17 protein-coding genes, 1 other RNA gene and 1 riboswitch are annotated in these 23,476 nt (G+C 58.1%); of the genes, 5 read left to right on the plus strand and 13 right to left on the minus strand.

Going from position 1 to position 23,476, the window contains the following annotated elements:
• Nucleotides 1-241 precede the first annotated feature (241 nt).
• The gene (locus tag ACYVAC_RS11795; RefSeq protein WP_461097886.1) at nt 242-619 is read left to right on the plus strand and encodes a hypothetical protein; all 378 of its coding nucleotides are present in this window, start codon (nt 242-244) and stop codon (nt 617-619) included.
• 45 nt (nt 620-664) lie between these two features.
• Here ACYVAC_RS11795 and ACYVAC_RS11800 read toward each other — a convergent pair whose 3' ends face one another.
• The 3 genes from ACYVAC_RS11800 to map all read right to left on the minus strand — a co-directional run bounded on the left by ACYVAC_RS11800 (nt 665) and on the right by map (nt 4,962).
• Nucleotides 665-1,771: a serine hydrolase domain-containing protein gene (locus tag ACYVAC_RS11800; RefSeq protein WP_461097887.1), complete on the minus strand. Its 1,107-nt coding sequence runs from the start codon at nt 1,769-1,771 to the stop codon at nt 665-667.
• 155 nt (nt 1,772-1,926) lie between these two features.
• Nucleotides 1,927-4,083 carry a GH92 family glycosyl hydrolase gene (locus ACYVAC_RS11805; RefSeq protein WP_461097888.1) on the minus strand — a complete coding sequence of 719 codons (2,157 nt, stop codon included), beginning with the start codon at nt 4,081-4,083 and terminating at the stop codon, nt 1,927-1,929.
• 117 nt (nt 4,084-4,200) lie between these two features.
• Entirely contained in the window at nt 4,201-4,962 is a 762-nt protein-coding gene (gene map / locus ACYVAC_RS11810; protein ID WP_461097889.1) for a type I methionyl aminopeptidase, read from the minus strand.
• Nucleotides 4,963-5,144: 182 nt separating this feature from the next.
• Between map and ACYVAC_RS11815 the strand changes: the two genes are divergently transcribed.
• Entirely contained in the window at nt 5,145-5,729 is a 585-nt protein-coding gene (locus ACYVAC_RS11815) for a DUF7010 family protein (RefSeq protein ID WP_461097890.1), read from the plus strand.
• A 181-nt stretch (nt 5,730-5,910) separates the two neighbouring features.
• On the plus strand, nt 5,911-6,237 hold the full coding sequence (locus ACYVAC_RS11820) for an ATP-grasp domain-containing protein (protein ID WP_461098224.1): 327 nt from the start codon (nt 5,911-5,913) through the stop codon (nt 6,235-6,237).
• 185 nt (nt 6,238-6,422) lie between these two features.
• Here ACYVAC_RS11820 and ACYVAC_RS11825 read toward each other — a convergent pair whose 3' ends face one another.
• The 3 genes from ACYVAC_RS11825 to ssrA all read right to left on the minus strand — a co-directional run bounded on the left by ACYVAC_RS11825 (nt 6,423) and on the right by ssrA (nt 10,267).
• Entirely contained in the window at nt 6,423-8,621 is a 2,199-nt protein-coding gene (locus tag ACYVAC_RS11825) for a KAP family P-loop NTPase fold protein (RefSeq protein WP_461097891.1), read from the minus strand.
• A 287-nt stretch (nt 8,622-8,908) separates the two neighbouring features.
• Complete coding sequence (locus ACYVAC_RS11830; protein ID WP_461097892.1) at nt 8,909-9,799, minus strand: AbiJ-NTD4 domain-containing protein; 891 nt, start codon at nt 9,797-9,799, stop codon at nt 8,909-8,911.
• Between the two features lie 94 nt (nt 9,800-9,893).
• Nucleotides 9,894-10,267: a transfer-messenger RNA gene (gene ssrA, locus ACYVAC_RS11835) on the minus strand.
• A 175-nt stretch (nt 10,268-10,442) separates the two neighbouring features.
• Here ssrA and ACYVAC_RS11840 point away from each other — a divergent pair.
• A complete protein-coding gene (locus ACYVAC_RS11840; protein ID WP_461097893.1) occupies nt 10,443-11,084 on the plus strand; it encodes a hypothetical protein in 642 nt (213 codons plus the stop codon).
• A 9-nt stretch (nt 11,085-11,093) separates the two neighbouring features.
• Here the strand turns inward: ACYVAC_RS11840 and ACYVAC_RS11845 are convergent, their stop codons facing one another.
• The 3 genes from ACYVAC_RS11845 to metE form a co-directional block, all read right to left on the minus strand.
• Complete coding sequence (locus tag ACYVAC_RS11845; protein WP_461097894.1) at nt 11,094-12,080, minus strand: alpha/beta hydrolase; 987 nt, start codon at nt 12,078-12,080, stop codon at nt 11,094-11,096.
• Nucleotides 12,081-12,163: 83 nt separating this feature from the next.
• The gene (locus tag ACYVAC_RS11850) at nt 12,164-16,195 is read right to left on the minus strand and encodes a glycosyl hydrolase (RefSeq protein ID WP_461097895.1); all 4,032 of its coding nucleotides are present in this window, start codon (nt 16,193-16,195) and stop codon (nt 12,164-12,166) included.
• 163 nt (nt 16,196-16,358) lie between these two features.
• A complete protein-coding gene (gene metE, locus ACYVAC_RS11855) occupies nt 16,359-18,677 on the minus strand; it encodes a 5-methyltetrahydropteroyltriglutamate--homocysteine S-methyltransferase (RefSeq protein ID WP_461097896.1) in 2,319 nt (772 codons plus the stop codon).
• 235 nt (nt 18,678-18,912) lie between these two features.
• Nucleotides 18,913-19,134, minus strand: a riboswitch (cobalamin riboswitch).
• 120 nt (nt 19,135-19,254) lie between these two features.
• Between metE and ACYVAC_RS11860 the strand changes: the two genes are divergently transcribed.
• On the plus strand, nt 19,255-19,836 hold the full coding sequence (locus ACYVAC_RS11860) for a thiamine phosphate synthase (protein WP_461097897.1): 582 nt from the start codon (nt 19,255-19,257) through the stop codon (nt 19,834-19,836).
• Nucleotides 19,837-19,862: 26 nt separating this feature from the next.
• Here ACYVAC_RS11860 and moeB read toward each other — a convergent pair whose 3' ends face one another.
• The 4 genes from moeB to thiE are packed head-to-tail and all read right to left on the minus strand — an operon-like array spanning nt 19,863 to nt 23,475.
• Nucleotides 19,863-20,915 carry a molybdopterin-synthase adenylyltransferase MoeB gene (gene moeB, locus ACYVAC_RS11865; protein ID WP_461097898.1) on the minus strand — a complete coding sequence of 351 codons (1,053 nt, stop codon included), beginning with the start codon at nt 20,913-20,915 and terminating at the stop codon, nt 19,863-19,865.
• The gene (thiH, locus tag ACYVAC_RS11870) at nt 20,906-22,045 is read right to left on the minus strand and encodes a 2-iminoacetate synthase ThiH (protein WP_461097899.1); all 1,140 of its coding nucleotides are present in this window, start codon (nt 22,043-22,045) and stop codon (nt 20,906-20,908) included. The genes moeB and thiH overlap by 10 nt, the downstream gene beginning before the upstream one ends.
• 21 nt (nt 22,046-22,066) lie before the next feature.
• Complete coding sequence (locus ACYVAC_RS11875; protein WP_461097900.1) at nt 22,067-22,843, minus strand: thiazole synthase; 777 nt, start codon at nt 22,841-22,843, stop codon at nt 22,067-22,069.
• A complete protein-coding gene (gene thiE, locus ACYVAC_RS11880; RefSeq protein ID WP_461097901.1) occupies nt 22,840-23,475 on the minus strand; it encodes a thiamine phosphate synthase in 636 nt (211 codons plus the stop codon). The genes ACYVAC_RS11875 and thiE overlap by 4 nt, the downstream gene beginning before the upstream one ends.
• Nucleotide 23,476 lies beyond the last annotated feature (1 nt).

Below are 23,476 nucleotides of genomic sequence, written 5' to 3' on the forward strand. Positions count from 1 at the left end.
CGCCAACCGATGTCTCATCCCCAACCGATCGGATCAGACGAGGGCCTGACAGCCTGATCAGTCAAAATTCAGGGTTGAGACGGGCCTGACAACCCGACGCCACACCACTACATCACTATTCCCTCTTTTTTTTTAACATTTTTTTAATTTTTTGCTAGTCAACCAAAACTGAGCAAACTACCTTTTCGTATGTATCCTACTCAGACGTTCCAGGTTATAGCTTCCACATCAACAGAGCCTTATGAGCTATCGTCTACCCCGAAAACCTTCTACTTCTGCATGGGCTAAACTGCCCGTATCGCCTTCGCCCCTGTCGCAGTGGGCCGACGCACTCGACCGCTGTCATACCCTCCACGCTCAGTTGCGGCAACTGCTCGACCCGATCTGTTCGGTATCACCTGATAAAATCCCGGTCTACATCGGGCAGTGTGCCACGGCCGACATGATGGCGCTATGCCTGAAGTTCCGGCGGCTGATGCAGTCGTTGGCCGGGCAGCCACTGCCGCCTTCCGGCTTGCCGGCTTTCGCGGCCCTGCTCCGTGAACACACCCGCCAGCTGTCGCAGCTCAACGAACAGGCCGCCCGTTATCTGCATCTGGCCAGCCAGCGACCCAACTAGCGGCATCGGTGGCCGCCCGGTCAATCTGACTATTCCCAGTTCCGCTCAAGGGCGGCTGTATTTTTCGGGCGGCAGCGCAGGCCCCAGGAAAGGCATGTAGAAGCCGGCAATGATCCGCGCCAGTCGGGGCAGTAGTTCACCATCGTTCGAGAGTACGATGCAGGTATAGCCATCGGCCGGAAACCGCCAGATATCGCCTAAGCCGGGTCCGCCACTATGCCCCGCGTAGACCGTAGAACCTGCCTTTTCGTAGATCCACCCTACCCGCGTAAATTCCGACAGTGAGTCGCCCACCCGATCGCGCCCCAGGGCCAACGGCTCGGCAAACCGCCACGGAAACAGCTGGTCGCGGTCCAGCCCTACCGCCCAGCGGGCCAGATCGCTGATCGACGCGTAGTAGCCGCCAGCCGTGTAGGTGTGCTGGGGGTACAGGAATTTATACCCATAGGTCTGCCCCTGATCGCCTTCGTAGTAGGTAGTGGCCCGTTGCGGAATCAGGCCCGTTCGCCGGTACGACCCGACGGTGGTTTCAAAGTCGAAGCCCCCGTCGGTCATGCCCAGGGGTTTGGTTACCTCGTCGGCCAGCAACGTCGGAAAAGGCTTGCCATACCGTTGTTCGAGCAGGTAGCCGGCAAGCATGAAATCATGCTGGGCATAAGCCTGGCGGGTACCGGTTGGATAGGCCAGCGTTGAATCGCGTAGCGCGCGCACCACCGCAGCCGTGGGCGTGTTCGGATCGCCCGCGAACGCCCGCAACCCGCTTGAATGATTCATCAGGTGCCGTACCGTCAGCCCCCGCCAGGCTGCGGGAATGGAGTCGACATAGCGGCTTACCGAATCGTCGAGGGAGAGCCGGCGTTCGTAGAGCGCCTTCAGCAGCAGCGTCGAGGTCAGCAGCTTGGTACACGACGCGATCTGAAAGTTGGTGTGCGCCGTGACGGGCGTATTCCACTCCCGGTTGGCCACGCCGTAGGTACGCAGCAACACGATGTTGCCCCGGTGAACCACGGCCACCGCCAGACCGGGAACGCACAGCCGGTCCATGGTGGTGCGAACAAAGGAATCGACCCGGGCGGTGGCGGGGCCTGAAATCTGGGCCAGCGTTACCTGTGCCCACAGGAGCAAAATCGATACATAACGAGCGAACGCCATAGACGGATTTGAGGGGGTTAAGCAGCGACCAGACGCTGGTCTTGCCCGCCAAGGACCCTACTGCCCCCGCCCGCGTTGCACCATCTACGAAAAGATTCGTATATTTTTCAGCCCAGCCCCAATCTGTCTGGAACATACGGGCGACCCGATCAGGCCTAGCGGGTGGTGATATCGACAGTCCCCCCGTTTCTGAACAGGTCGTGGCTGATCAGGTAGCCGTCGATCGGCCTGCCATCGACCCGGATCGCCGTCAGGCCCCGCCCCCTGCCGGGCTTGCGGATCGTGAGCGTTTTACCGCTGCTGGTGGTCCAGACCACTTCGTCGAACAGCGGAGCCGTCACCAGATAGCTTGGATCGGTAGCCGAGAACGGATACAGGCCCAGCGCGCTGAACACGTACCACGACGACAGTTCGCCGGCATCGTCCATCCCGCACAGCGCCAGTTCGCCGGGGCCAATACCGTAGAGGGTGTTCAGAATCTGGTCGATGCGCTGCTGGGACTTCTCGGGTTTGCCGATGAAATGGTAAGCAAAGGGCGCTTCGTGGTCGGGCTGGTTGCCGTGGCAGTACTGCCCGATCATCGACTCGACATTGCGGGCAATATAGTGGGGGTTCCAGGGCACGGTAAAGAGTGAATCGAGTTTACGCTCGAACGCGGCCGGGCCGCCGTAAAGGCCAATCAGCCCCGGCATGTCGTGCGGAGCGTAGAAGGACACCTGCCAGGCGTTGGCTTCCCGGTACATGTATTCGTAGTACGGAAACTGCGGATTGAAGGGTGTAATCCAGCTGCCGTCGGCCAGCCGCCCCCGCATAAAGCGGGTTACCGGGTCGAACATGTTGCGGTAGTTCCGGGAGCGCTCCATCAGGACACGGTAGTTGGCCGTATCGCCCAGCTTACGGGCCAGCTGCGCCACCGAGTAATCGTCGTAGGCGTATTCGAGCGTTTTCGACACGCCCGCGCTGGCTTTGGTCTCGACCTGCGGATTGGCGATCACCGGCTCCGAAATAAACCCTTTCTGGATGTATTCGGCCACATGGGGCCGGGCACCACCGGGGGTGTTGGCGTTTTTCAGCAGAATCTGGTAGGTACCCCGCACGTCGAACTGGTCGATGCCGCGCAGGTAAGCCCCGACAATGCTCGAAGTTCCGTGGTCGCCGTGGAAAAACGTGGGAATAAATCCTTTCTTATCGCCGACATCCTTCATCGACTTAATCACGTCGAGGGTTACGTCGGGCGTCAGCAGTCCCAGCAACACGTCTTTGTTGCGGTACGTATCCCAAAGCGACGGTTCGGTATAGTAGCGAAAATTGCCCCGTACCACCTGATTAGCCGCATCGGTAAACTCGCCATTGACATCGCTGCGAAGGGCGGGCCACAGCAGCGACCGGTACAGGCACGAATACAGCATCCGCTGCTGCCTGTCGGTCCCGCCTTTGACCCGCACCGCCGACAGCCGCTGCTCCCACGTCTGGGTAGCCGCCTGCCGAATGGTCTCGAACGACTGGGTACCGATCTCGGCTTCGAGATTCTGCCGCGCATTGGCCACGCTCACAAACGACAGCCCGATGGTCAGTTCAACGGGCTGGCGGCTCCCGTTGCTGAGGTGTACGATGGCATGACCGTCGCGCCGGCCCGAGTCCTGGCGGGTGATGCGGTCGATGGGCGTGTTCAGCCGGGCGTAGAAGTAAATTTTTTCGCCCGTTTGCTGGTAACCCTGCACCGCCGTGGGGCCCACCTGCTCGATCGCCCAGTTGGACACGCGGTTGTTGGCCCGGCCCAGGTCGAAGAGCACTTGTCGGTTGGTCGGGTCGGCAAAGGTGTACTGGTGGTAGCCGCAGCGAAGCGTCGACGTTAGCCGGACGTCGATGCGGGAATCGTCCAGGTAGACCTGGTAGTAGCCGGGGGCTGCCTGCTCGCGCTGGTGGCTGAAGTGCGACGCCAGCCGCCTGCCCGGTTTCGAGAGGGGCAACACCGGAATGTTGCACAGGTTCCAGTGCCCTTTGTTGGTGTGGGTGAAACCGTAGATGAGCGTATCTTCATACTGGTAGCCGGCGCCCGACCCGTATTCGGTAACAGGGCTCAGCTGCACCATGGCGTTGGGCAGCGAACTGCCGGGGAAGGTCAGCCCCGCCCACGAGCGCCACCCCTTCGGGTACACGTAGCCAATGATGGCCGGGTCGTAGAGGGGCGCCGTACCGAGAAAAGGATTGACGTAACGCGTGTAAACGGGTTTGGGCTTTGCCAGGCTGCCGGTGGCCAGCAGGCCCACGAGCACCACCAGGGCAGCGCTCACGCTCAGGAAGTTTTTCATAACGGATGCAGGCAGGCGGGCCACGGAGCCAGTACCGGGGGCGCCTACCGACTAAAGCAGTTTTGCCCCGATTCTATCCCCATGGCGCGCCCAAACCGGCGTCCTATTGCTTCGGACTCAGTTCCACAGCTGGTTGGCCGCCGTCAGAATAATGGGTTCCCGATCGGTTACCACAATGGTATGTTCGTGCTGAACGGCCAGGCTGTTTTTGGCCACCATGGTCCAGCCATCCCCGGTTTCCTCGGCATACCGGGCCCGGGTCGACAGAAACGTTTCGACGGCGACCACCGTATTTTTTTTGAAGCGGTTTTTATTCGACCGGTCGGCGTAGCACAGAATATCGAACGGCGCTTCGTGCAGACTCCGCCCCACGCCGTGGCCGGCCAGGTTGCGGATAACGCGGTAGCCCCGCTTTTTGGCTTCGGTTTCGATCAGCTCGCCGATGTCGGCAATCAGTACGCCCCCGCGGATGCGGCTGATCGCTTTGGCCAGAATCTGTTTCGATGCGTCGACCAGGGCCCCGTGCTGGTGGATATCCTGCCCCACCACAAACGACCCGCCGTTGTCGGCCCAGAAGCCGTTTCGTTCGGCCGACACGTCGATGTTCACCAGATCGCCCTCGCGCAGCACGCGCCGGGCCGACGGGATGCCGTGGCAGACTTCGTCGTTCAGGCTGATGCACGTCCAGCCGGGAAAACCATACGTCAGCTTCGGGGCCGACCGGGCACCACTGGCGTTCAGCAACTGCCCCCCGTACTGATCCAGGGCCAGGGTCGACATACCGGGGCGGGCGTGTAGCTGCATGCGCCGGAGGGTGTCGCCCACAATCTGGCTGATGGCCTGCATACCCTTAAAATCGTCTTCGGATGTAAGCGACATAACGTTGATTGGTTTGTGTAACGGGCGGCTCCCGGTCGAAAACCGGTTAACGGTCCGTTACGGTATCTGCGGCAAGTTAATGCTATTCGTCTTGTTCGTTGCCATCAGCGCCCCACGGCCGACTGGCTTCTAAGGGCGGTCTGGTTATCTTTGGCGTCGAACCAATCGTATTTGTGTACTTTATGTCTTTTTCTACCTCCCGAGAGCTGACCATCCTCAAACTTGACTTATCGGCCAAAGCCAAAAACGGCATCAACTTCATTCTGGCCGCGATCATCGTCTGGTCGCTGGTAACCGTTGTCTGGACACTGCCCTACACCACCAACACCAAAGCTATTTTTACCTTCATCATCGGCTCTCTCCTGCTTCCGCTGGCGTGGCTGTTTTCCCGTTTGCTGGGCACCAGCTGGACCATTCCCGACAACCCGCTGCAACCGCTGGGCCTGTGGCTCAACCTAGCGCAGTTGCTGTATTTCCCCATTCTGATTTTCGTTTTTCTGCGCCACGTCGATTATTTCCTGCTGGTCTACGTCGTCATTACGGGCGCCCATTTCTTCCCCTATTCCTGGTTCTACAGCACGCGCTCCTACGCCGTTATGGCCGGTCTGATTTCGGTTGGAACGATGCTGCTGGGGCTGTACACCCAGCCCGAACAGGCCTTTCTGATGCCGGCGCTGCTGGTTGGCTGTCTGGTCATACTGGTTATCTGGAACGTGGCCGACTACCGAAAAAGTGCGCAATTGTACCAGGCCGCCCTGAACGCCTGACTGGTCGGCATCTCAACTATACGAAAGAACGCGTTGTGCCTGCAGGGACAACGCGTTCTTTGCTTATACGCTTCTCAAAATCGACCATCCGTAGGACAATTTCGGGGGACGCTGTATAACCAGGAATTATATATGGACAGTATTCCAGTAACGGAGCGTAGAGTCGGATTATGCCAATAGTATAAGTGTCTCCAGTCAGGGTGACTTCCGGGCTAACCTATCGAAAGGAGGTAACGGTTGGTCGATCACGTTATCTGAATCCGAAACTGATATGTGTGTCAAGGCAGCTAAGGCCATAGGGCTTGAGTTTGCCGGGGTTGATCTAATACGGGAGAAGATGGGGCAAACTTACGTAACAGAAGTGAATGGCAATCCGGGTACTGGAATCATTCACGTTACAGGTCAAAACTATTTCAATTACTTGATAAAACACATTGAGACACGGGCAAAAAATAACGAAGCAGTAACGATTCCTGTGCCTTTACCTAACGAAGAAAAGAATGAATAACAGGAACAAGAAAGAGAAGAAGAAGCGTCAATTAAAAGATACCAAGAACTTATTAGTAAGAAAAACAATAATCTTTTTTATAATGAAGGAGGACTTTTATCATTTCTAAAAATTAAGTTTAGCAACTAGTAGAAAGCTTATATGGGGACAACCTGATCTAAGATTGTTCCCATATAAGCTTTCTACTATTTAATACACGGATTGTTTTCAATATCGTCTATGATTATACTATTGTAATTGTTCTGTTCATATTCTTCGAATTTTTCTAACAAGAACTTTTTACAAGCAGAATTAGGCAGTTCATTTAAGAAAATTTTGAAGTCTGAATATGACCCAAATATTTGAGGTATAGTTGGGTCGAAAACATACTCGTTTTCCATTGGTGGAGTATATTTAGATCTTATAGCATATTTAATAAATTCAGTATAGTGACTCTCTAAGTAAGATTTCATCATCAAGTTAGCACTAGGATGGAAATTAATTCTTCTAGTTTCTGATGATACTGTGTCCCAGTTGAACGTATAAAGTTGTTTTATTTTACTTTCATTTTCAGGTTCACTTTTTATTGTTTCTTCCATCACTGTCAATAACATTTGTTTTACTTCTTGTACTTCTAAAATCTTAGGGTCTTCATTTCTTAAGTGAAACTTTAGAATTTCGTGCAATATTTTCCCTCTAATTAAACTATCGTAGTCTTCACTAAGAAGGGTCTCTTTGACAAACTGATCGTAATCATTTTCGTTTTCAAAATACGTATCAATATTAAATTGCTTTCTAACGATCAATACTGTGGCTTGATTTATAGCCCTTTCGTAATTATGAATCAATAATAAATTACGAACAACGTCTTTTAATTCTTTTACATTTTCAAATGTTACAATCATATCTATATAGTCTATCATTTCATCTAGTTTTTTATTATTTGTAATTTTTATAAAATAGTCTCTCAATGACGACTCTCCTTTCCTAAGAGAAGTGTTAAATTCACTAATTGAGATCGAACCAGCAAGTTGGTAAAAGAAATATATATTAAAATTGTAAGCTCTAATTATAGATCGGCTTGTTTGCTCCCTCTCTTCATCAAATAAAGTTTTTAAGTTGTCTTTTATATAATCAATTTTATTTAGTGGAATGTTTAGGCTTGCAGCCGTGATATCGTTTACATATTTTTTGAAATTATCTTCTGAAAATTGCCAAGTTTTACTGGCGCGAATAAGTTGAATTAAAATCTTCTCTTCAGAAATGAGCGAGTAAATACTTGGAAATCGATATTTTATAAGCTCAAGCGTAAATAAATCATATAAATCTACTTCGCTACCAATTGTCACATAAGCAAGCTGGAATGAATTCACAAATCTTTTGACATCTCTTAGATTATATAAATATTGGCTTATGAATATCTTTGGTGATGACCGTTTAGACGCACTAAAAAACCCAGTAAATGGGTCCATATCTGGGTTTGGAAATATTCGTTCAAATCTAGTTTTTTCGAGTAAAGGAAGAGAGTCTAATTTGAGGTAGTTTTTCAAAGCTTCTTCCACAATGTTTTTTCTAATAGGAGGTAAAGTAATTTCTAATTGGAAGACTTTCTGTAGAAAGTTTTCTTTGTTATTGTACGTTTTTCCATTTGCCAAAGTATTTAATACGTAGTTTTGATCGAATGCGGCTATAAAGAATGTGTTGGAAAAATCGGCAGTATTTCTAATAAGACGAATAATAGATATTAGCTCATCTGACATTAAACGATCAATGTCATCTATAAAAACAACGAGTCTTTTTCCTGACTTTATTATTGCTTTATTTAGAGAATCATACCTTTCTTTCAAACTTTTTTCCTTACCTGTAAGCTTTTCTATCGATTGTTTTACTATCTTAGAAAATTTTGAGTCATCAATTTCAGTCAGCTTGTCTGAGTAATCTTTTATTTTAGAAATAATATCATTATCGTCAAACTCGTCTTCAATGGCTTCGAAGAAATGAGACAACATTTGTCCAGACTTTTCAAATTTCCATGGGTTAAAATTTACAACCACGCTGTTTTTATCAAGGTTAGATTTGATGAAGTTTAAAAAAGTTGTCTTTCCATATCCCCATTCTGCTATAACCGCAATAGCTATTGCTTTACTTGGAACAGTAGAATTAATTATTTTGGATACGTGTATTGCATACTCCGACCTTAATAGTTTATCATTAGCAGAGTTTATAGTATCAGGTAGGTCTTCCAAAAGTTGAAAATTAGGGTCGGGTTCAAGAGGTGATTTGTTATAAGAGTAGGCAGAGGTTAAGAGTAAAAAACTGGTAAAAATCAAATCTCCCAATGCGACACTTGTATCTCCTATGTTGTAAAAGCTAAACTTATCAGAAGATCTGATTGTTAAATACACTACTAAAAAATAAAGAGTGTAATATAAAGTATAAGAATTCGGATATTTGTTCTCTCTTATATTTGATATGAAATAATATATCCCGTAAACAAAAGTGCATATAGATAAAGTAGAGACGATAAAGTCTACCTTAAAATTTTCGAATAGAGCTATAGAAACAGGTTTGAGAAGTTCTATAATCTTTATCCTGAAGAAGAGAAATATTGTAAGTAAAAACAAAGATGGTCTAATCTTTTTAAAAGAGAAATCGGACAAATAGATTTTCAATAAGCTCATATAGTTATTTTTTATAGTGTGATTCCTGCTTTTGAAGATTTTATAGTTAAGTAGCTTATTAATCCACAACAAGCTATCAGCGTAAATTGTGAGTCTTCAATGTCAACTGTATCATTTGATTTTAGAGAATGTCTAATTCCGCTCTCGTCTCCAGCCCATGCATAGAGACTATTAATTGTATTAATTATGCTAGGATGAATATTAATCAACTCGGAGTTTTTGATTTTTTTTATTGAATCTGTTAGAGTTGCTTTGGGAGATTTAACGACTAGTTTTAATAAAGATTCTAGAGCTGATATAGATTCTTTAGCTGAATTTCTATAATCAGGATTTTCCCTATCAGAAAAAAGTTGAAGAGCCTGTTTAAGATGAGTGTGTACAGTATTTATGTTTGCTGTCTTATCCAGACTATCTGCTATCGTAAATATCTCATTCTCGTTTGCAATTGGCACAAATAAGTCTTCAACAAGTCTATATGTGCAAAGTTCTTTTTTTAGGACTTTATTTATTCCACGGTGGAAGTTGTCTTTTGTTTCTGTATAAACGTCACTGTTAGAAAAGGTTTTAAATTCTTTTATCAGAAACTCTATAAAATCGTAGTATCTGTACCACGTACACTTATCTAAGAATTCATCGCAGATTCTAATAACTCTATCTTCATATTCGTAGTCACTGGGAAAATAATTTATCTTCAAGTTAAAAAAGCCTGCCCAAATTCTAATGAAGAAATTTTTAGGTTTATCGAACTCATCATTATTCGAATCATAGCTTGCCCTATACTCATCACCAAACGTGAGAATCCAACTGTGTATTTGATTCCACAATTGAATTCTGGTTGAATCGTTGATTGAGTCGATTTGAACTAACTTCTTTGTGTATTCGTACCTCTCAGAGAAACTCATTTGTCGAAGATCAACTACCTAGATATTTTTACACCCTATCTTATTACCTATAAAAAACCCCGAAACTGAATCAATTTCGGGGTTTTTTGCCTTTTTGTGGAGACGGAGAGATTCGAACTCTCGTCCAGTCAAGGAAACCGACGTGCTTTCTACATGCTTAGGTCTACTTAGGATTGTCGGGAATCCGCCCGGTGCAGACCAGACCAAGCTTCATCCGTAGGTGCTTTTGTCTTACCCGTTGTCAACACCATTATCCGGGCCAGCGCTGCGAGTCGATGCCTCCTGATCCAGCCAGCAGCACGTAGGCCGGGGAGACAATGGCTATTGCTTAATCCTCCGGATTAGGCAGCCATGGCGTAGTTATACTCGCCAGTTATTGTTTTGACGATTTGTTCGGGTCGGGAAATTCCGTCAACTCCCGGCATGCTTACCCGCGACCTCTGCAAGCTGTCAATTCCGGTCGTCCCCAGAAACGACACCCGAGTGGGGCGTGTATAGGCTAACCCCGCTACGCCCTGTTTAGTTCGTCCCGATCGCTAAAATCCTGTATTCGAATTGCACAACTTTTCCTAAACTTATTCGTACTTAAGATGTTAGACGCGTAGCCAGTTTCCGTATTTTTTTCTCCTACCCTGCCTGCCCCATGACGCTCTCATCCTTCGAAACCGAACTCTACCAACACCTGACCCCTTTTTTTGCCGCCCACGACTTTGCCCTCGTGGCCGACCGCAAACAGTATCGCCGGAAAACCGATACGGGGTTTCAGAACGTCATCTTGTCGCCCGCCTTTTACGGCGACGAAACCCTGCTCGAAGTCAACTTTGGCTGCCGCAACGAACAGGTCGAGCAGATTGCCCAGCAGTTTCTGAACAACCTCACCGATTACCGCAACGAAGCCAATACGGTTATTCTGTCGATCGGCAAGTTCAGCGGGGTGCATTATTTCCGCTATAAGATTCACTCGCCCCGCGAGATGAGTCAGGTGTGCGACGAGATCGAGTCGTTTTTCAGCGAACAAGGCTTTCGCTTCCTCCAAACGGCCTGTAGCCTGGCCCACCTCAACGAGTTGCTGAACGATGACCCCAGCGTGCCCTGCCGTTACGTATATAACCAGACGCACCGCTGTTACAAAGGCATGATTGTGGCCCGGCTGCTGCACAACCCCCACTTCGACGGGCTGGCCGACAGCTACCGGCACCTGATGAGCCGGCAAAGCAACAACCCCTACGAGCTGCTTCATTTCGAGCGGCTCATCACCTACCTCCGCCATTACTCGGCAAACTGAGCAGGCGAGCTACTGCCGGGCAAACGTGGCAATCAGCGACGCTACGCCCGGCGCCAGCGCCAGGCCGGGCTTGTTGTAGGTTTGCCGGTTGCCGGTCAGGCTGGTGCCGGCGTCGGCCTTGAGCTGGTGGGTCATCTGATCGACCAGCACGAACCGGTCGGCCGGGCGGGCGGCCCGCAGCCGCTGGGCATCGGCCGGGCTCAGCTGGGTATCGCGGCCGCCCTGAATGATGAGCACCGGCCCGCCAAACGCCCTGATTTCCTCGGCCGGATCATACCGCATCCAGGACCGGTAGATGGGCTGATAAACCGGCGCAAACTGGGCTTTAAACTGAACACTGCGGGGGTGCACCACCTGCCCGGCCCGCAGCGAATCGAGCAGCCCATCGATTTCGGCGCGGATATCGGCCGGGGCGCCCGGCGGGGCCAGCTGTTCTTTCAGCAGGTCGGCGAGGTTGCGCCCGGCCCCGGCCAGCGAGATCAGCCCGTGTGCTTCGGCCTGCCGCGCGGCCAGCATTCCGACCAGCGATCCTTCGTCATGACCCAGCACCAGCACCCGTTTGAAGCGCCTGTCGGCCTGCAGCAGCCGGATGAAGCCGACGGCATCGCTGACCGTTTCGTCGAGCGTGGGGCCCGCCTTGGGGAGCCGGGCCAGGGCCGCCGTGCGGTTGGTGCCGGCATATCGTTTGTCGTAACGGGCCACGGCCAGCCCCTGCCCCACCAGACTGTCGGCCAGTAGCTGATAGGCATTCGACGCCAGGCCATAAGCACTGTTGCCGTTGCGGTCGGTTGGCCCCACGCCCCCCACAATCAGGAGTACCGTTGGGGGGCCGGCGGGGTGCTGGGGCAGCGTCAGGCTCCCGTCCAGCGTCAGGCCGGTCTGGGCCGGCGTGGTAATGGTATAATGGATGGGTTCGGTCGACTGACCCCAGGTACGGGTCGCTAACAGGCTTGTCAGCCATAAAACAGACAGCAGTCGGGTAAAAGCTGGACGCATTGGAACGTATGGAGGTGGATGGCGGCAAATTACAACCGCCCGCCTTCTTTCGCCACAACTGGCTCCGTGAATCAACCAGACGGTCAGATCGGACGCACCTCGGCCAGTTGCAGCTGCACCGGCCCGATCAGCCCCGAATCGAGCAGGGGCGACTCGGCCGTGTAGTGCTGCCAGGTCGTAAAGGTTACGCGCCCCCCCGCCGGTTTGGGTTGCCCCGCCCGGTACCAGTCGGGCAGTGCCTCGATGGCGCCATTGCTCAGACTGGCAAACCCGCCCGCCCCGCCCCCCGGCGTATAGCGCGCTTCGGGCGGCAGCTGCTCGTCGCCGATTAGCCGGTTGGGCCAGAGGTTCGTCACCTGGATTTCCAGTTGGTTTGTCCCGCTCCTGACCACCCCTGTGATGTCGACCCGGTAGGGCCGTGTCCACAGAATACCCAGCGACTGGCCGTTGACCGCTACCTCGGCAATCACCTCCACCCGACCCAGATCGAGCCACAGCTGCTTGCCCGCGGGCCGTTGGGCATCGGTCAGCTCAACCGACAGCGTGTAGGTTGCCGTGCCCGAAAAATACCGCACCCCCGGCTCGGGGTGTTGGTTGAGGGGTAGCAGCGCGGGCAGGCTGATCTGGGCCGGTGCACCGAGGTCGGGCGGAAACGAAACTGTCCAGGGGCCCGTCAGTGTCCGGTCGGGGGCGAGCCCGGCTATGGTCAGGGAGGTTGTTTGCCCGCCTGTGTCGCGCAGCGTATAGCGGCCGTTGGCCCGAAACAGCAGCGCCGGCCGATCCTGTCCGGCCAGTGCCACCACCGGGAGCGCCGGTTCGGCCGGGCGCGGTTCGGCCGCCAGCTGCCGGATGGCAGCCTCGCTCAGGGCGGTGGGGTGCAGGCGCGGTGGCGTCAGGTCACCGTTGTAATACGAAGCTCCTTCCTGGAGGTAAGCGGGGCACGTACCCGGGTGTACCGTAGCGCCCGATACGGTACCGGTCTGCGCGAGCTGGCCGTCGACGTAGACCGACGGGATACCCGCGCGGTACACAAGCGTTACGTGGGTCCAGCCCGACAGGGGGCGGGCTGCCGCCAGCACCAGCACGGGCGCCCCACCCCCGTGTTGCCAGACCGCCACGCCGTTGCGCCCGATGGTGAGCCCGGCGGTCGCGTGGCCAATGCCGTAGAGCGCCTGGCCGTCGGGCGGGTAAATGGCGTAGTAATCGGTCCAGGGATCGGCAATCTGGCCCATATAGTTGCGGGTGCCGAGCATGCAATTCAGTTCGGGCTTAGCCCACAGGCTGATCGTAAACGAGCCCGACACGGTGGGGTGCAGTTGCCGGGGCGTGGGCGCAAACGGACGCGTTTGCAGCAGCGTCTGGCTGCCCCGCCCGACCGAAACGAGTGCGCGCGCAGGCTGCCCCGGCCAGATCACGATAAAAGCCGAGCCCGAAGGTCCCAGCTGTACCGGCAGCCGCAGGTGGGTACTGCCTACGCGTTCGCAGACGCCCACCGGCACCCGCTCACCCGTAACGGCATCCCAGCGTTCGGCCTGTCCGTTGGTGGTACGGAAGGTGCAGACCAGTTCTTCGGTGGTTCGGCGCTGATTGGCCAGCAAATAAACGTCGGTCTGATCGACCCGCCGGTGAATCCAGGTAATCGGCGCGTCGCCGGAGCGCGAACTGAGCTGCACGTCGGGCCCGACACCCGCCTGCGCCAGCACAGTAGCCAGCGAAGCAGCGGGCCGGATGTGCCGGGGTAGGGATGTATCCCACAGGGCTGCTACAGCCTTCGTAAATACCCCATCGCCCCCCGCATCGGGCCGGAGCCCCGGCGTCTGGGTCGGGGGGGCGCCCACAACCGCCAGCCCCTGCGCCACAAAGGCCGTGAGCCGGCGCACCAGGGCCAGGGTCATACGGCCGGCGGGCGGCAACACCAGCACCCGGTACTGCATACCGTCGGGCAGCGTCAGCCGGCCATCGACCACGCGGGCGCGGGTCAGCAGCGTTTCGGCGTTGATGAGATCGTAGTCGTAGCCCGCCAGCGGTGCGGGGGTCAGCTCGTCGGGGCTTACCCGGGTGTAGGTGCCGGCGTCTTCGCCGACGAAGTAAGCCAGGTCGGCCACGAACAGCCCCTGCTGCAGCAGGTACTGGCAGCGGGCTATGTAATCGAGCCAGCCCCGCCCCACCGACCACCAGGTTGTGGTGCGGTCGAAGTGGATGCCCCACGGCCCCATGGTCATGCCGGGGCGGGCAGTGGGGTGCGGCTGGTGGGCGTAACGGTGAAAAATAATTCGGTTGAGACCCTGCGTGAAGTAGCTATCACCGAGGGCTTTCATGGCAAACGGGTACTCCTGCCAGCGGGCCGATTCGGGCTCGCCCGTAAAAGCCTCGGCCCCGACCACGCGCTGCCCGTTGGTATGCGCAATCGACGCGGCCAGCTTGGTGGTCCGGCGCATCGACCGGTTGTTCTGAAACAGCGTCGACAGGCCATTCCAGAACTCGCCCATGTTTACGTCTACGCGCGCTCCGATCTGCATTTCCTCCATGGGTCCCCGGTCGTAGGGTTCGGCGTAGGCCGTCAGGCCGTGCTGGTGGCAGAGCGTTGTAAACGTGCCGTAGTAGGCATCGGCCATCAGGTCGGCCTGGGTACGGCGCAGGTCCCACAGGAAGCGTTCGGTGGTGTCGGGGCTGCCCACCCGGCGCCCCGTCAGCGCGGGCAGGTACGGCAGCAGGTCGTAGCCGGCCCGGCGGCTGAACTCCTCGGGAAAGCGGGCGGTCCAGTTCTGCATGCCCACCTCGTAGCTATCGATCAGCAACCCTACCCGGCCATCTTTGGCCAAGGGGCCAAGCGTGGGCAGCAGCTGCGCCATCATGTTCGTGAAATGAAACCGGATGGCGTCGGCGCTGTATTTATCGCACTCCAGGCCAATACCGGTATCGGGGGCCGAGCGGTTCAGTTCGCCCACGGGCGTGTAACCCAGGCGCAGGATGGTCCAGTTGCCGGCCGGAGCCGTCCAGCGCAGCACACCGGCCGCATCAACCTGATCCGTCAGGTCGACCAGCGTGGCGGGATCGATAGCCGGTTCGCCACCCCGGTCGGGCGGAGGGGGTGTGCCGTTGAAAACCGTGTTCGTTTTTTTGCGCCAGTCGACTAGCCGGGACGTACCCGATGGCCGTAGCTGCGTAACCGTTCGGGGCGACGTGCTGCTGATGCGCAGGTAGCGCGTCGTAGCGGTTAGCCCGTCGAACACCGTGCGCTCGGGTCCGGTGGCCGCACCGATGGGCATCCGGGCCAGGCTGCGGTAGGTTTGCCCGTCGTCGGATATGGCCAGTTCGAGGGTGATGCCGGGACCACCAAACGCCATAGCGCCCGCAGCCGGGGTGCCAGAGGGGTCGGCCACGGGCTCACTCACCAGCGAAAGCGACCGCAGGGCGTAGGGCTCCCGAAAGGTCAGTGTGAGGGCTCCGCTGTCAGCATTGCGCACGACCACACCACCGGGCTGTTCGCCCGTCAGGCGGGCATACGCCACCGCGCCATCGCCCGTTCGGGCTTCGGCCAGCAGCGCTGTCAGCGGAGCCTCGCCGGGCAGGGCCGGAAACGCCAGCACGCGCACCGCCCGGTAGTAGCCCAGGCGGGTCAGCGGTTGCGGCAGCGCCACGGTCAGCGCCCCGCCCGACACGGCGGTTTCGCTCCAGGTGAGTTGCTGCATGGCCCATTCGGGCGTGATCCAGGGCCCACCGCTCGACGACCAGCCGGGGCAGTTGTGCATGGTAAACTCCAGTCCGAGCCGCTGCGCTTCGCGGATAGCGTGCTGCTTGAGGGCCAGCCACTCGGGACTCAGGTACACCACCGGCCCTTTGGGAATGCCGGTGCCCGCGTCGAAGTTCTGGAAACCGCCCAGGCCAATGGCCTTCATGGCTTCGAGGTCGCGCGTGATGCCGTCGGCCGTTACGTTGCCGTTCATCCAGTGCCACCACGTCTGGGCGCGGGCCGTGCGGGGCGGCTGCCGAAACCCGTCGATCAGCGAATCGGCTCCGGGGTCGGCGGGGCTGGCCTGTATCAGACCGGTGGGCGTAATGAGGGTGAGCAGGCCGGCGGCCGAGCTTGTTTTCAGGAAGGTACGTCGTTGCATCGGTGGGTCGTGTCGTTGCCCAAGAAGCCGAAAACAACCCGTTCCTACCAGTCGGCATGGCCCTAAAAAAAGGCTGGCAGCCGACGAAGCCCCGTGCGGGTGCTTCGCTGGCTGCCAGCCGCCTATACCCGGGTCAGCGTCGAACCGGACCGATTGGCCCCGGCTACACCAGGGCGTGCGACCGTTGCAGCTGCCGGGCCGCTTCGACCATGTGCTCGAGCGCCTGCCGCGTTTCGGGCCACGCCCGGGTTTTCAGCCCGCAGTCGGGGTTGACCCACAGGTTGCGGGCGGGGATATGCACCAGCGCCTTTTCGAGCAGCGTCACCATCTCGGCAACCGTCGGCACGCGGGGCGAATGGATGTCGTACACGCCGGGGCCGATTTCGTTGGGGTACTGAAAATGGGCGAAGGCATCGAGCAGTTCCATCTGCGACCGCGACGTTTCAATGGTAATTACGTCGGCATCCAGCCGGGCAATCGAGTCGATGATGTCGTTGAACTCCGAGTAGCACATGTGGGTATGGATCTGGGTCTGATCGGCCACCCCGGCCGCGCTCAGCCGGAAGGCGTCGACGGCCCACTGCAGGTAGGCCGGCCAGTCGGCCCGGCGCAGCGGCAGCCCTTCGCGAATGGCCGGCTCGTCGATCTGGATGATCCGGATACCCGCCCGTTCGAGGTCCACCACTTCATCGCGGATGGCCAGGGCCAGCTGAAACGCCGTGGTCCGGCGGGGCTGATCGTCGCGCACAAACGACCATTGCAGCATCGTGATCGGGCCGGTCAGCATGCCTTTCATGAACCGGTCGGTGCGCGATTGGGCAAAGGCCGTCCAGCGCACGGTCATGGGCCGGGGGCGCTCCACATCGCCGTAGATAATGGGCGGCTTCACGCAGCGGCTGCCGTAGCTCTGCACCCAGCCGTTCTGCGTAAACACGTAGCCCGCCAGCTGCTCGCCAAAGTATTCGACCATGTCGTTGCGCTCGAACTCGCCGTGTACCAGCACATCGAGCCCAACGGCCTCCTGCCAGCGAATCGCGGCTTCGGTTTCGGCTTCCAGCGCCTGGTTGTAATCGGCAACCGTCAGTTCACCCTTTTTAAAGCGCGCCCGCAGCTGCCGGACGGCGTCGGTCTGCGGAAACGAGCCGATGGTGGTGGTTGGAAACAGCGGTAACCGCAGACTGGCCGTCTGCAGCACCTGCCGACTGACAAAGGCACTCTGCCGATTAAAATCGGCGGGCTCGATGGCCTGCACGCGGGCCGCCACCCGGGGCTTGTGAATCAGGGGCGAGGTGCGCCGGCTGTCGATGGCGGCCTGATTGTCGGCCAGCAACGCGCCCACGCTGTCGCTGGTTGTGGCCGTAGCCAGTTTGCCCAGCGTCACCACCTCATCGAGTTTCTGGCGGGCAAACGCCATCCAGCGCTTCATGGCGGGTGTCAGTACAGCCTCGTTCTGTTCAAGGTCCAGATCACAGGGGCTGTGCAGCAGCGAACAGGAAGGCGCCAGCATCAGCCGGTCGGCACCGAACCCGTCGATGGCCTGCCGAATGAGGTTGAGCGACCGAACAAAGTCATTTTTCCAGATGTTGCGGCCATCGACCACGCCCAGCGACAGGCACTTGACCGTTGCGGCCAGCCGGGTATCGGCCAGCAGATCGCCCAGCTGCGACGGGCACCGCACCAGATCGAGGTGCAGACAGTCGACGGGCAGTTGGGCACCGGTCTGGAGGTTGGCCCCCAGGCATTCAAAATACGTGGCCACCATCAGCTTCAGCCCCGGCACGGCCTGCCGGATGGTCTGGTAGGCCCGCCCGTACGCCTGCTGTTCATCGGGCGTGAGGTCGAGCGTCAGGCAGGGCTCGTCGAGCTGCACCCACTCCGCCCCGTGCCGGGCCAGCTCCTGCAGCAGACTGACGTAGACGGGCAGCAGGTTGTCGAGCAGGTCGATGCGCCGGAAGCCCGGCTCCTTTTCTTTACCGAGCAGCAGAAACGACACGGGGCCGAGCAGCACGGGCTTGGTCGTCAGGCCCAGATCCCGGGCCTCGTCGAACTCCCGGACAAGTTTGTCGCCGTAGCGCCGGAACGACTGGTTGCGGCTGAATTCGGGCACCAGGTAGTGGTAGTTGGTATCGAACCACTTGGTCATCTCCATAGCCGGTATGTCGACTCCAGCGCGCTGGATGCCCCGCGCCATGGCGAAATACAGCGTCAGATCGGGCCGCTCGGCCAGGAGGGGCTGGTAGCGGTCGGGCACGGCCCCCACGAGCAGGGCCGTGTCGAGCACCTGGTCGTAGAACGAAAAATCATTGACCGGCAGCAGGTCGATACCGGCCGCCTGCTGGGTGAGCCAGTTGGCCCGGCGAATGGCCTGGCCGGTGGCCAGCAGCTCGTCGGCGGTGATGCGGCCGGCCCAGAACTGTTCGCAGGCCCGTTTGAGTTCGCGGTGGCTCCCGATGCGCGGGTAGCCGAGGTTATGCGTCAGCATACGTACTGTGTGTTAAAAGGTGTTAGACAAACGCCCCTGAAACACCCACCCGCCAAAAAAACCGGTGGACCTACCCCGTTGGCACAGACCTCCCCCACACCCGCAGCCGGCCAGCCCGACGCGGCCTGTACAACGCACAGCCACGCCACGGCCGGCACGCCTGACGCGCGCGGTGTTGGCACTCTCCCTACGGTAGTAAATCAATGCGTGAACCGGGCCCCGGATCGTGAGGGCACAGCCATTGAGAAGGTCGGCAAGTCTCCTGGCTCGTATCATCGGTACCGCCCTTCTCATCCGGTACCGGACAATGGGCCTGCTGGGCAACGACTTGTTTCTGTTCAGAAACGGATACTTACAGTAGCACGTCTGCTCGTGATTTACACACGATTCCTTTTTTAATTCCTGTGGTGCCTGGTGAAGCGGGGCAACCACCGAAACCGACCATCCGATTGACGGGTGTTACAAAGAACAGCGCAAAGGTATCGAAATAAGCGTGTAAATGCCGAATGGGTAGTTTTTGTTTAGCCGCTAGTGCGCCGACCGGTATCTTTACGGCGTCTTATCCCCTGCCTGACCTATGGCTTTTTTGCTCGTCGGTATCACCCTTCCGACCCTCGCCGACCGGCAGTGGGCGCTGCTGCCCGCCCTCTTCGACGCGGGTCTCGATTACCTCTACGTGCGTCAGCCCGACACCCCTGCCCTGCGCAACCAGCTGCTCACCACCACCCTGCAGCCGTGGCAGTCGCAGCTGCTGCTCCCCTTCGATCGGCCCGCCGGTTTCTTCCGGCGTCACTGGACCGAGCAGGCCCGCCGGCAGGCACCAGCGGACCAACGGGCGTATTCGACCAGCGTGCATAGCCTCGCCGACTGGCCCGGACTGGCGGGGCGCGTCAGCCTCGCGTTTTTCAGTCCCCTGTTTCCCAGCCTCAGCAAGCCCGGCTATAGCCCCACGGTACCGCTGCCGGCGCTGGCCACCCACGTTCAGTTGCTCCGTCAGGCGTCGGTACCGCTGCCCCGGCTGATCGGACTCGGCGGGGTGCAGGCCAGCAACATCGATCAGGTGCGGGCGGCCGGCTTCGACGGGGCGGCCGTGCTGGGCACGCTCTGGCAGGCCCCCGACCCGGTCGCTGCGGTTCGGGACCTGCGCGCCATCTGTTGAGGGGCCGCCGGCCGAATAGCTATCATTCAGCGCCCCTGCATGCCCCCGCGCAGACTGGCAACCCGCTCGTAGCCGTGCGCCAACAGAAAAGCCACGGCTTTCCGGCTACGCTGTCCCGACTGGCAGTACACCACTACGGGCCGGTCGGCGGGCACCAGACCGGGATCGGCCAGCAGCCTAGCCAGGGGAATGGACTGCCCCCCCAGCGACGCCACAATCCGTTCGGCGGGTTCGCGCACATCCACCAGCAACAGATCGGGTTCCGTTTTCAGGCGGTACTGCAGGGTGGCGTAGGTCAGCTCGGGGAGAGTGGGCTCACAACCGGGCAGCGCGTCGGGCAGCTGGCTGCGGTTCTTATTAGCCGGGTCGGCCTCGAACCCAAACTGCCGGAACTGCAGGGTCAGCGCGTCGACGACCAGCAGCTGCCCGCTCAGCACGGTGCCGATGCCCGTACAGAGTTTAATGACCTCACTGGCCATCAGACAGCCCACTACACCGGGCAGTACGCCCAGCACCCCCGCTTCGGCGCAGCCGGGCAAATCGCCCGGGTCGGGATAGAGACAGCGGTAGGTAGGGCCGTCGCCCAGGTTCAGCACCGTTACCTGGCCTTCGAAGCGGTGAATCGCCCCCGACACGAGCGGTTTTCCCAGTACCACGCAGGCGTCGCTGACGAGGTAGCGCGTGGCAAAATTATCCGACCCGTCGACCACCAGATCGTAGTCGGCCAGCGTATCGAGTACCGTGTCGGCGGTAAGCCAGTGGGTGTGGGCCCGCAGTGTGATAAGCGGGTTTTGCGCCGACAGCCGGGCCACGGCTACGGTGGCTTTCAGGTACCCCACGTCGGCGGGGCCAAACAGAATCTGGCGCTGCAGGTTGCTCTCGGCCACGGTGTCGCCATCGATTACGCCGAGTGTACCGATGCCCGCAGCCGTCAGGTACTGCAATACGGGGCAGCCCAGCCCCCCCGCCCCCACCACCAGTACCCGGGCGTTTTTGAGCGCTTCCTGTCCGGCGTCGCCCAGTTCGGGCAGCAGCAGGTGCCGGCTATACCGGCGTCGGTCGGCGTCGGTTAGTGGCATAGCGGCATCAGCGAAGCATCCCAGTCTTTCCAGACCGGCTCGTAGCCCGCCCGGCGAATAACGGCGGCCATCTCGGCGGGCGACCGCTCGTCCGAGATGTCAAACTGTTCCAGCGACTGCGGGTCGACCACGTAGCCGCCGGGGTTGGTTCGGGAGCCGGCGCTGAGGCTGGTGATGCCCAGCGACAGCACATGATCGCGAAACCGCGGGCTTTCGCGCGTCGACAGCGATAGTTCGAGGTCGGGGCTAAACAGCCGGTAGGCGCAGATCAGCTGTACCAGTTCGCGGTCGGTCATGCAGGCGCCAAACGCGTGGCTGCTGACGCCCTCGGCCCCGAGCCGGTCGATGGGGCGCAGGCGGGGAAACGAAAGGCTGTAGCGGGTTTTCCAGTACGTCCGCTCGAGGTAGCGCAGGTGCAGGGCGGTAAACACACTGTCGGTGCGCCAGTCGGCCAGCCCCAGCAGCGCCCCCAGGCCCATGCGGTGGATACCGGCGCGCCCCAGCCGGTCGGGCGTTTCCACGCGGTAGCCGAAGTTGGCTTTGCGTCCTTTGGGGTGGTGCAGGCGGTAGCGATCGGGGTCGTAGGTTTCCTGGTACACCAGCACCGTATGGAGGCCGTCGGCCATCAGCTGTTCGTAATCGATCTGGTCCAGCGGCTGCACTTCCATCGACACCTGGGCAAACCGGCCCCGCAGCTGCCGCAGGGCGTTTTGCAGGTACGGCACGCCCACCGTCTGCTGGGCCTCGCCCGTCACCAGCAGCACGTGCTCGTAACCCATGCCCCGCAACGCATCGGCCTCGCGGCCCATCTCGTCGTCGGTGAGGGTGCGCCGGCGAATTTTGTTGTCGACGCTGAAGGCGCAGTAGGTGCAGATGTTCTGGCACTCGTTCGAGAGATACAGGGGGGCGTAGAGCTGCATGGTTTTGCCAAACCGCTGCTGGGTCAGGCGCTGGCTCTGGCGCGCCATCTCCTCCAGATACGGCGCGGCCGCCGGCGAGATTAGCGCCTGAAAGTCGGCAAGCGACCGGTCGGTACGGGCGAGGGCACGCTCCACATCGGCGCTTGTTTTGGTGGCCCAGGCCGCCCGGGTAGCCGCCCAGGCGTGGTGCGCGAGGATGTCGGTAAACATAAGAAGGGAAACAGACGGTGACTACAGATCCAGAAAGGCAGTGAGGGGGCTGCTGGCGTCGGCCCGGTCGAGTACGGCCCCCAGCCGGGCTTCGTAGGCCAGCCGGCCGGCTTCTACCGCCAGTCGGAACGCGGTGGCCATCTGCACCGGGTTATCGCTGACCGCAATAGCCGTGTTGACCAGTACAGCGTCGGCGCCCAGCTCCATGGCTTCGGCCGCGTGTGAGGGTGCGCCGATACCCGCATCGACCACCACGGGTACGCTGCTTTGTTCGATAATCAGCGCCAGAAAATCGCGGGTGCGCAGCCCCCGGTTAGAGCCGATGGGGGCACCCAGCGGCATCACGGCCGCCACGCCCACCGCTTCGAGCCGCTTGCAGAGCACCGGATCGGCGTGGCAGTACGGCAGCACCACAAAGCCCCGCTTCACCAGTTCTTCGGCGGCCCTGAGCGTTTCGATGGGGTCGGGCAGCAGGTAGCGCGGGTCGGGGTGAATTTCCAGTTTGATCCAGTTCGTTTCGAGGGCTTCGCGGGCCAGTTCGGCGGCAAAAACGGCTTCGTGGGCCGTCCTGACACCCGAAGTGTTGGGCAGCAGGTGCTGGTGGGGCGCGTTGAGGTGCGCCAGCGTATCGTCGGCTGGGTTGGCCACGTCGACCCGCTTGAGGGCCACCGTAACCAGCTCCGAGCCCGACGCCCGCAGCGCATCGGCCATCAGGGCCATCGAACTAAACTTGCCGGTGCCGGTAAACAGCCGCGACGTAAACTGCCGGTCGGCCAGGTAAAAGGGTTGTGCAGTCATAAGGTTGTCGGATAAGCGGTGATGGGTTGAATGCCCGACAGGGCAGCCAGCAGGGCTGGCACCTGGGCGTCGGGATCGCGGGTGATGGCCTGCGAAACGGCAATGCCCGCTACGCCTGTTGCCAGCAGGTCGGGCACGTCGGCGAGCTGAATGCCCCCGATGGCTACCACCGGCAGCGGCATACCGACCGACCGGCAGTAGGCCAGGATGCGGGTGTAACCCGCCAGCCCGAGCACCGGGCTGAGACCGGTCTTGGTGGTGGTGAACCGGTAGGGCCCCAGCCCGATGTAGCTGGCTCCACCGGCCCAGTGCCGGGTAATGTGCTCGGGGGTATTGGCCGTGCCGCCGATGATAACGCCGGGGCCCAGCAGCCGCCGGGCGTCGGCCACGGGCAGGTCGTCGTTGCCGACGTGCACCCCATCGGCGCCGATGTCGCCGGCCAGCGCCACGTTGTCGTTCAGGATGAAACGGGCGCCAAACTGCCGGCAGATGGCCTGCGTGTCGAGGGCCATGGCTTTCCAGTCGGCGGGACGAACGTTTTTCACCCGCAACTGTACCCAGTCGACACCGGCGCGGCAGGCGCGTTCGGCCTCGGCCGGGTGGGCCGTAATGTAGTGCAGCGAACTGATCATG

It is taken from the genome of Spirosoma luteolum (assembly GCF_054778875.1).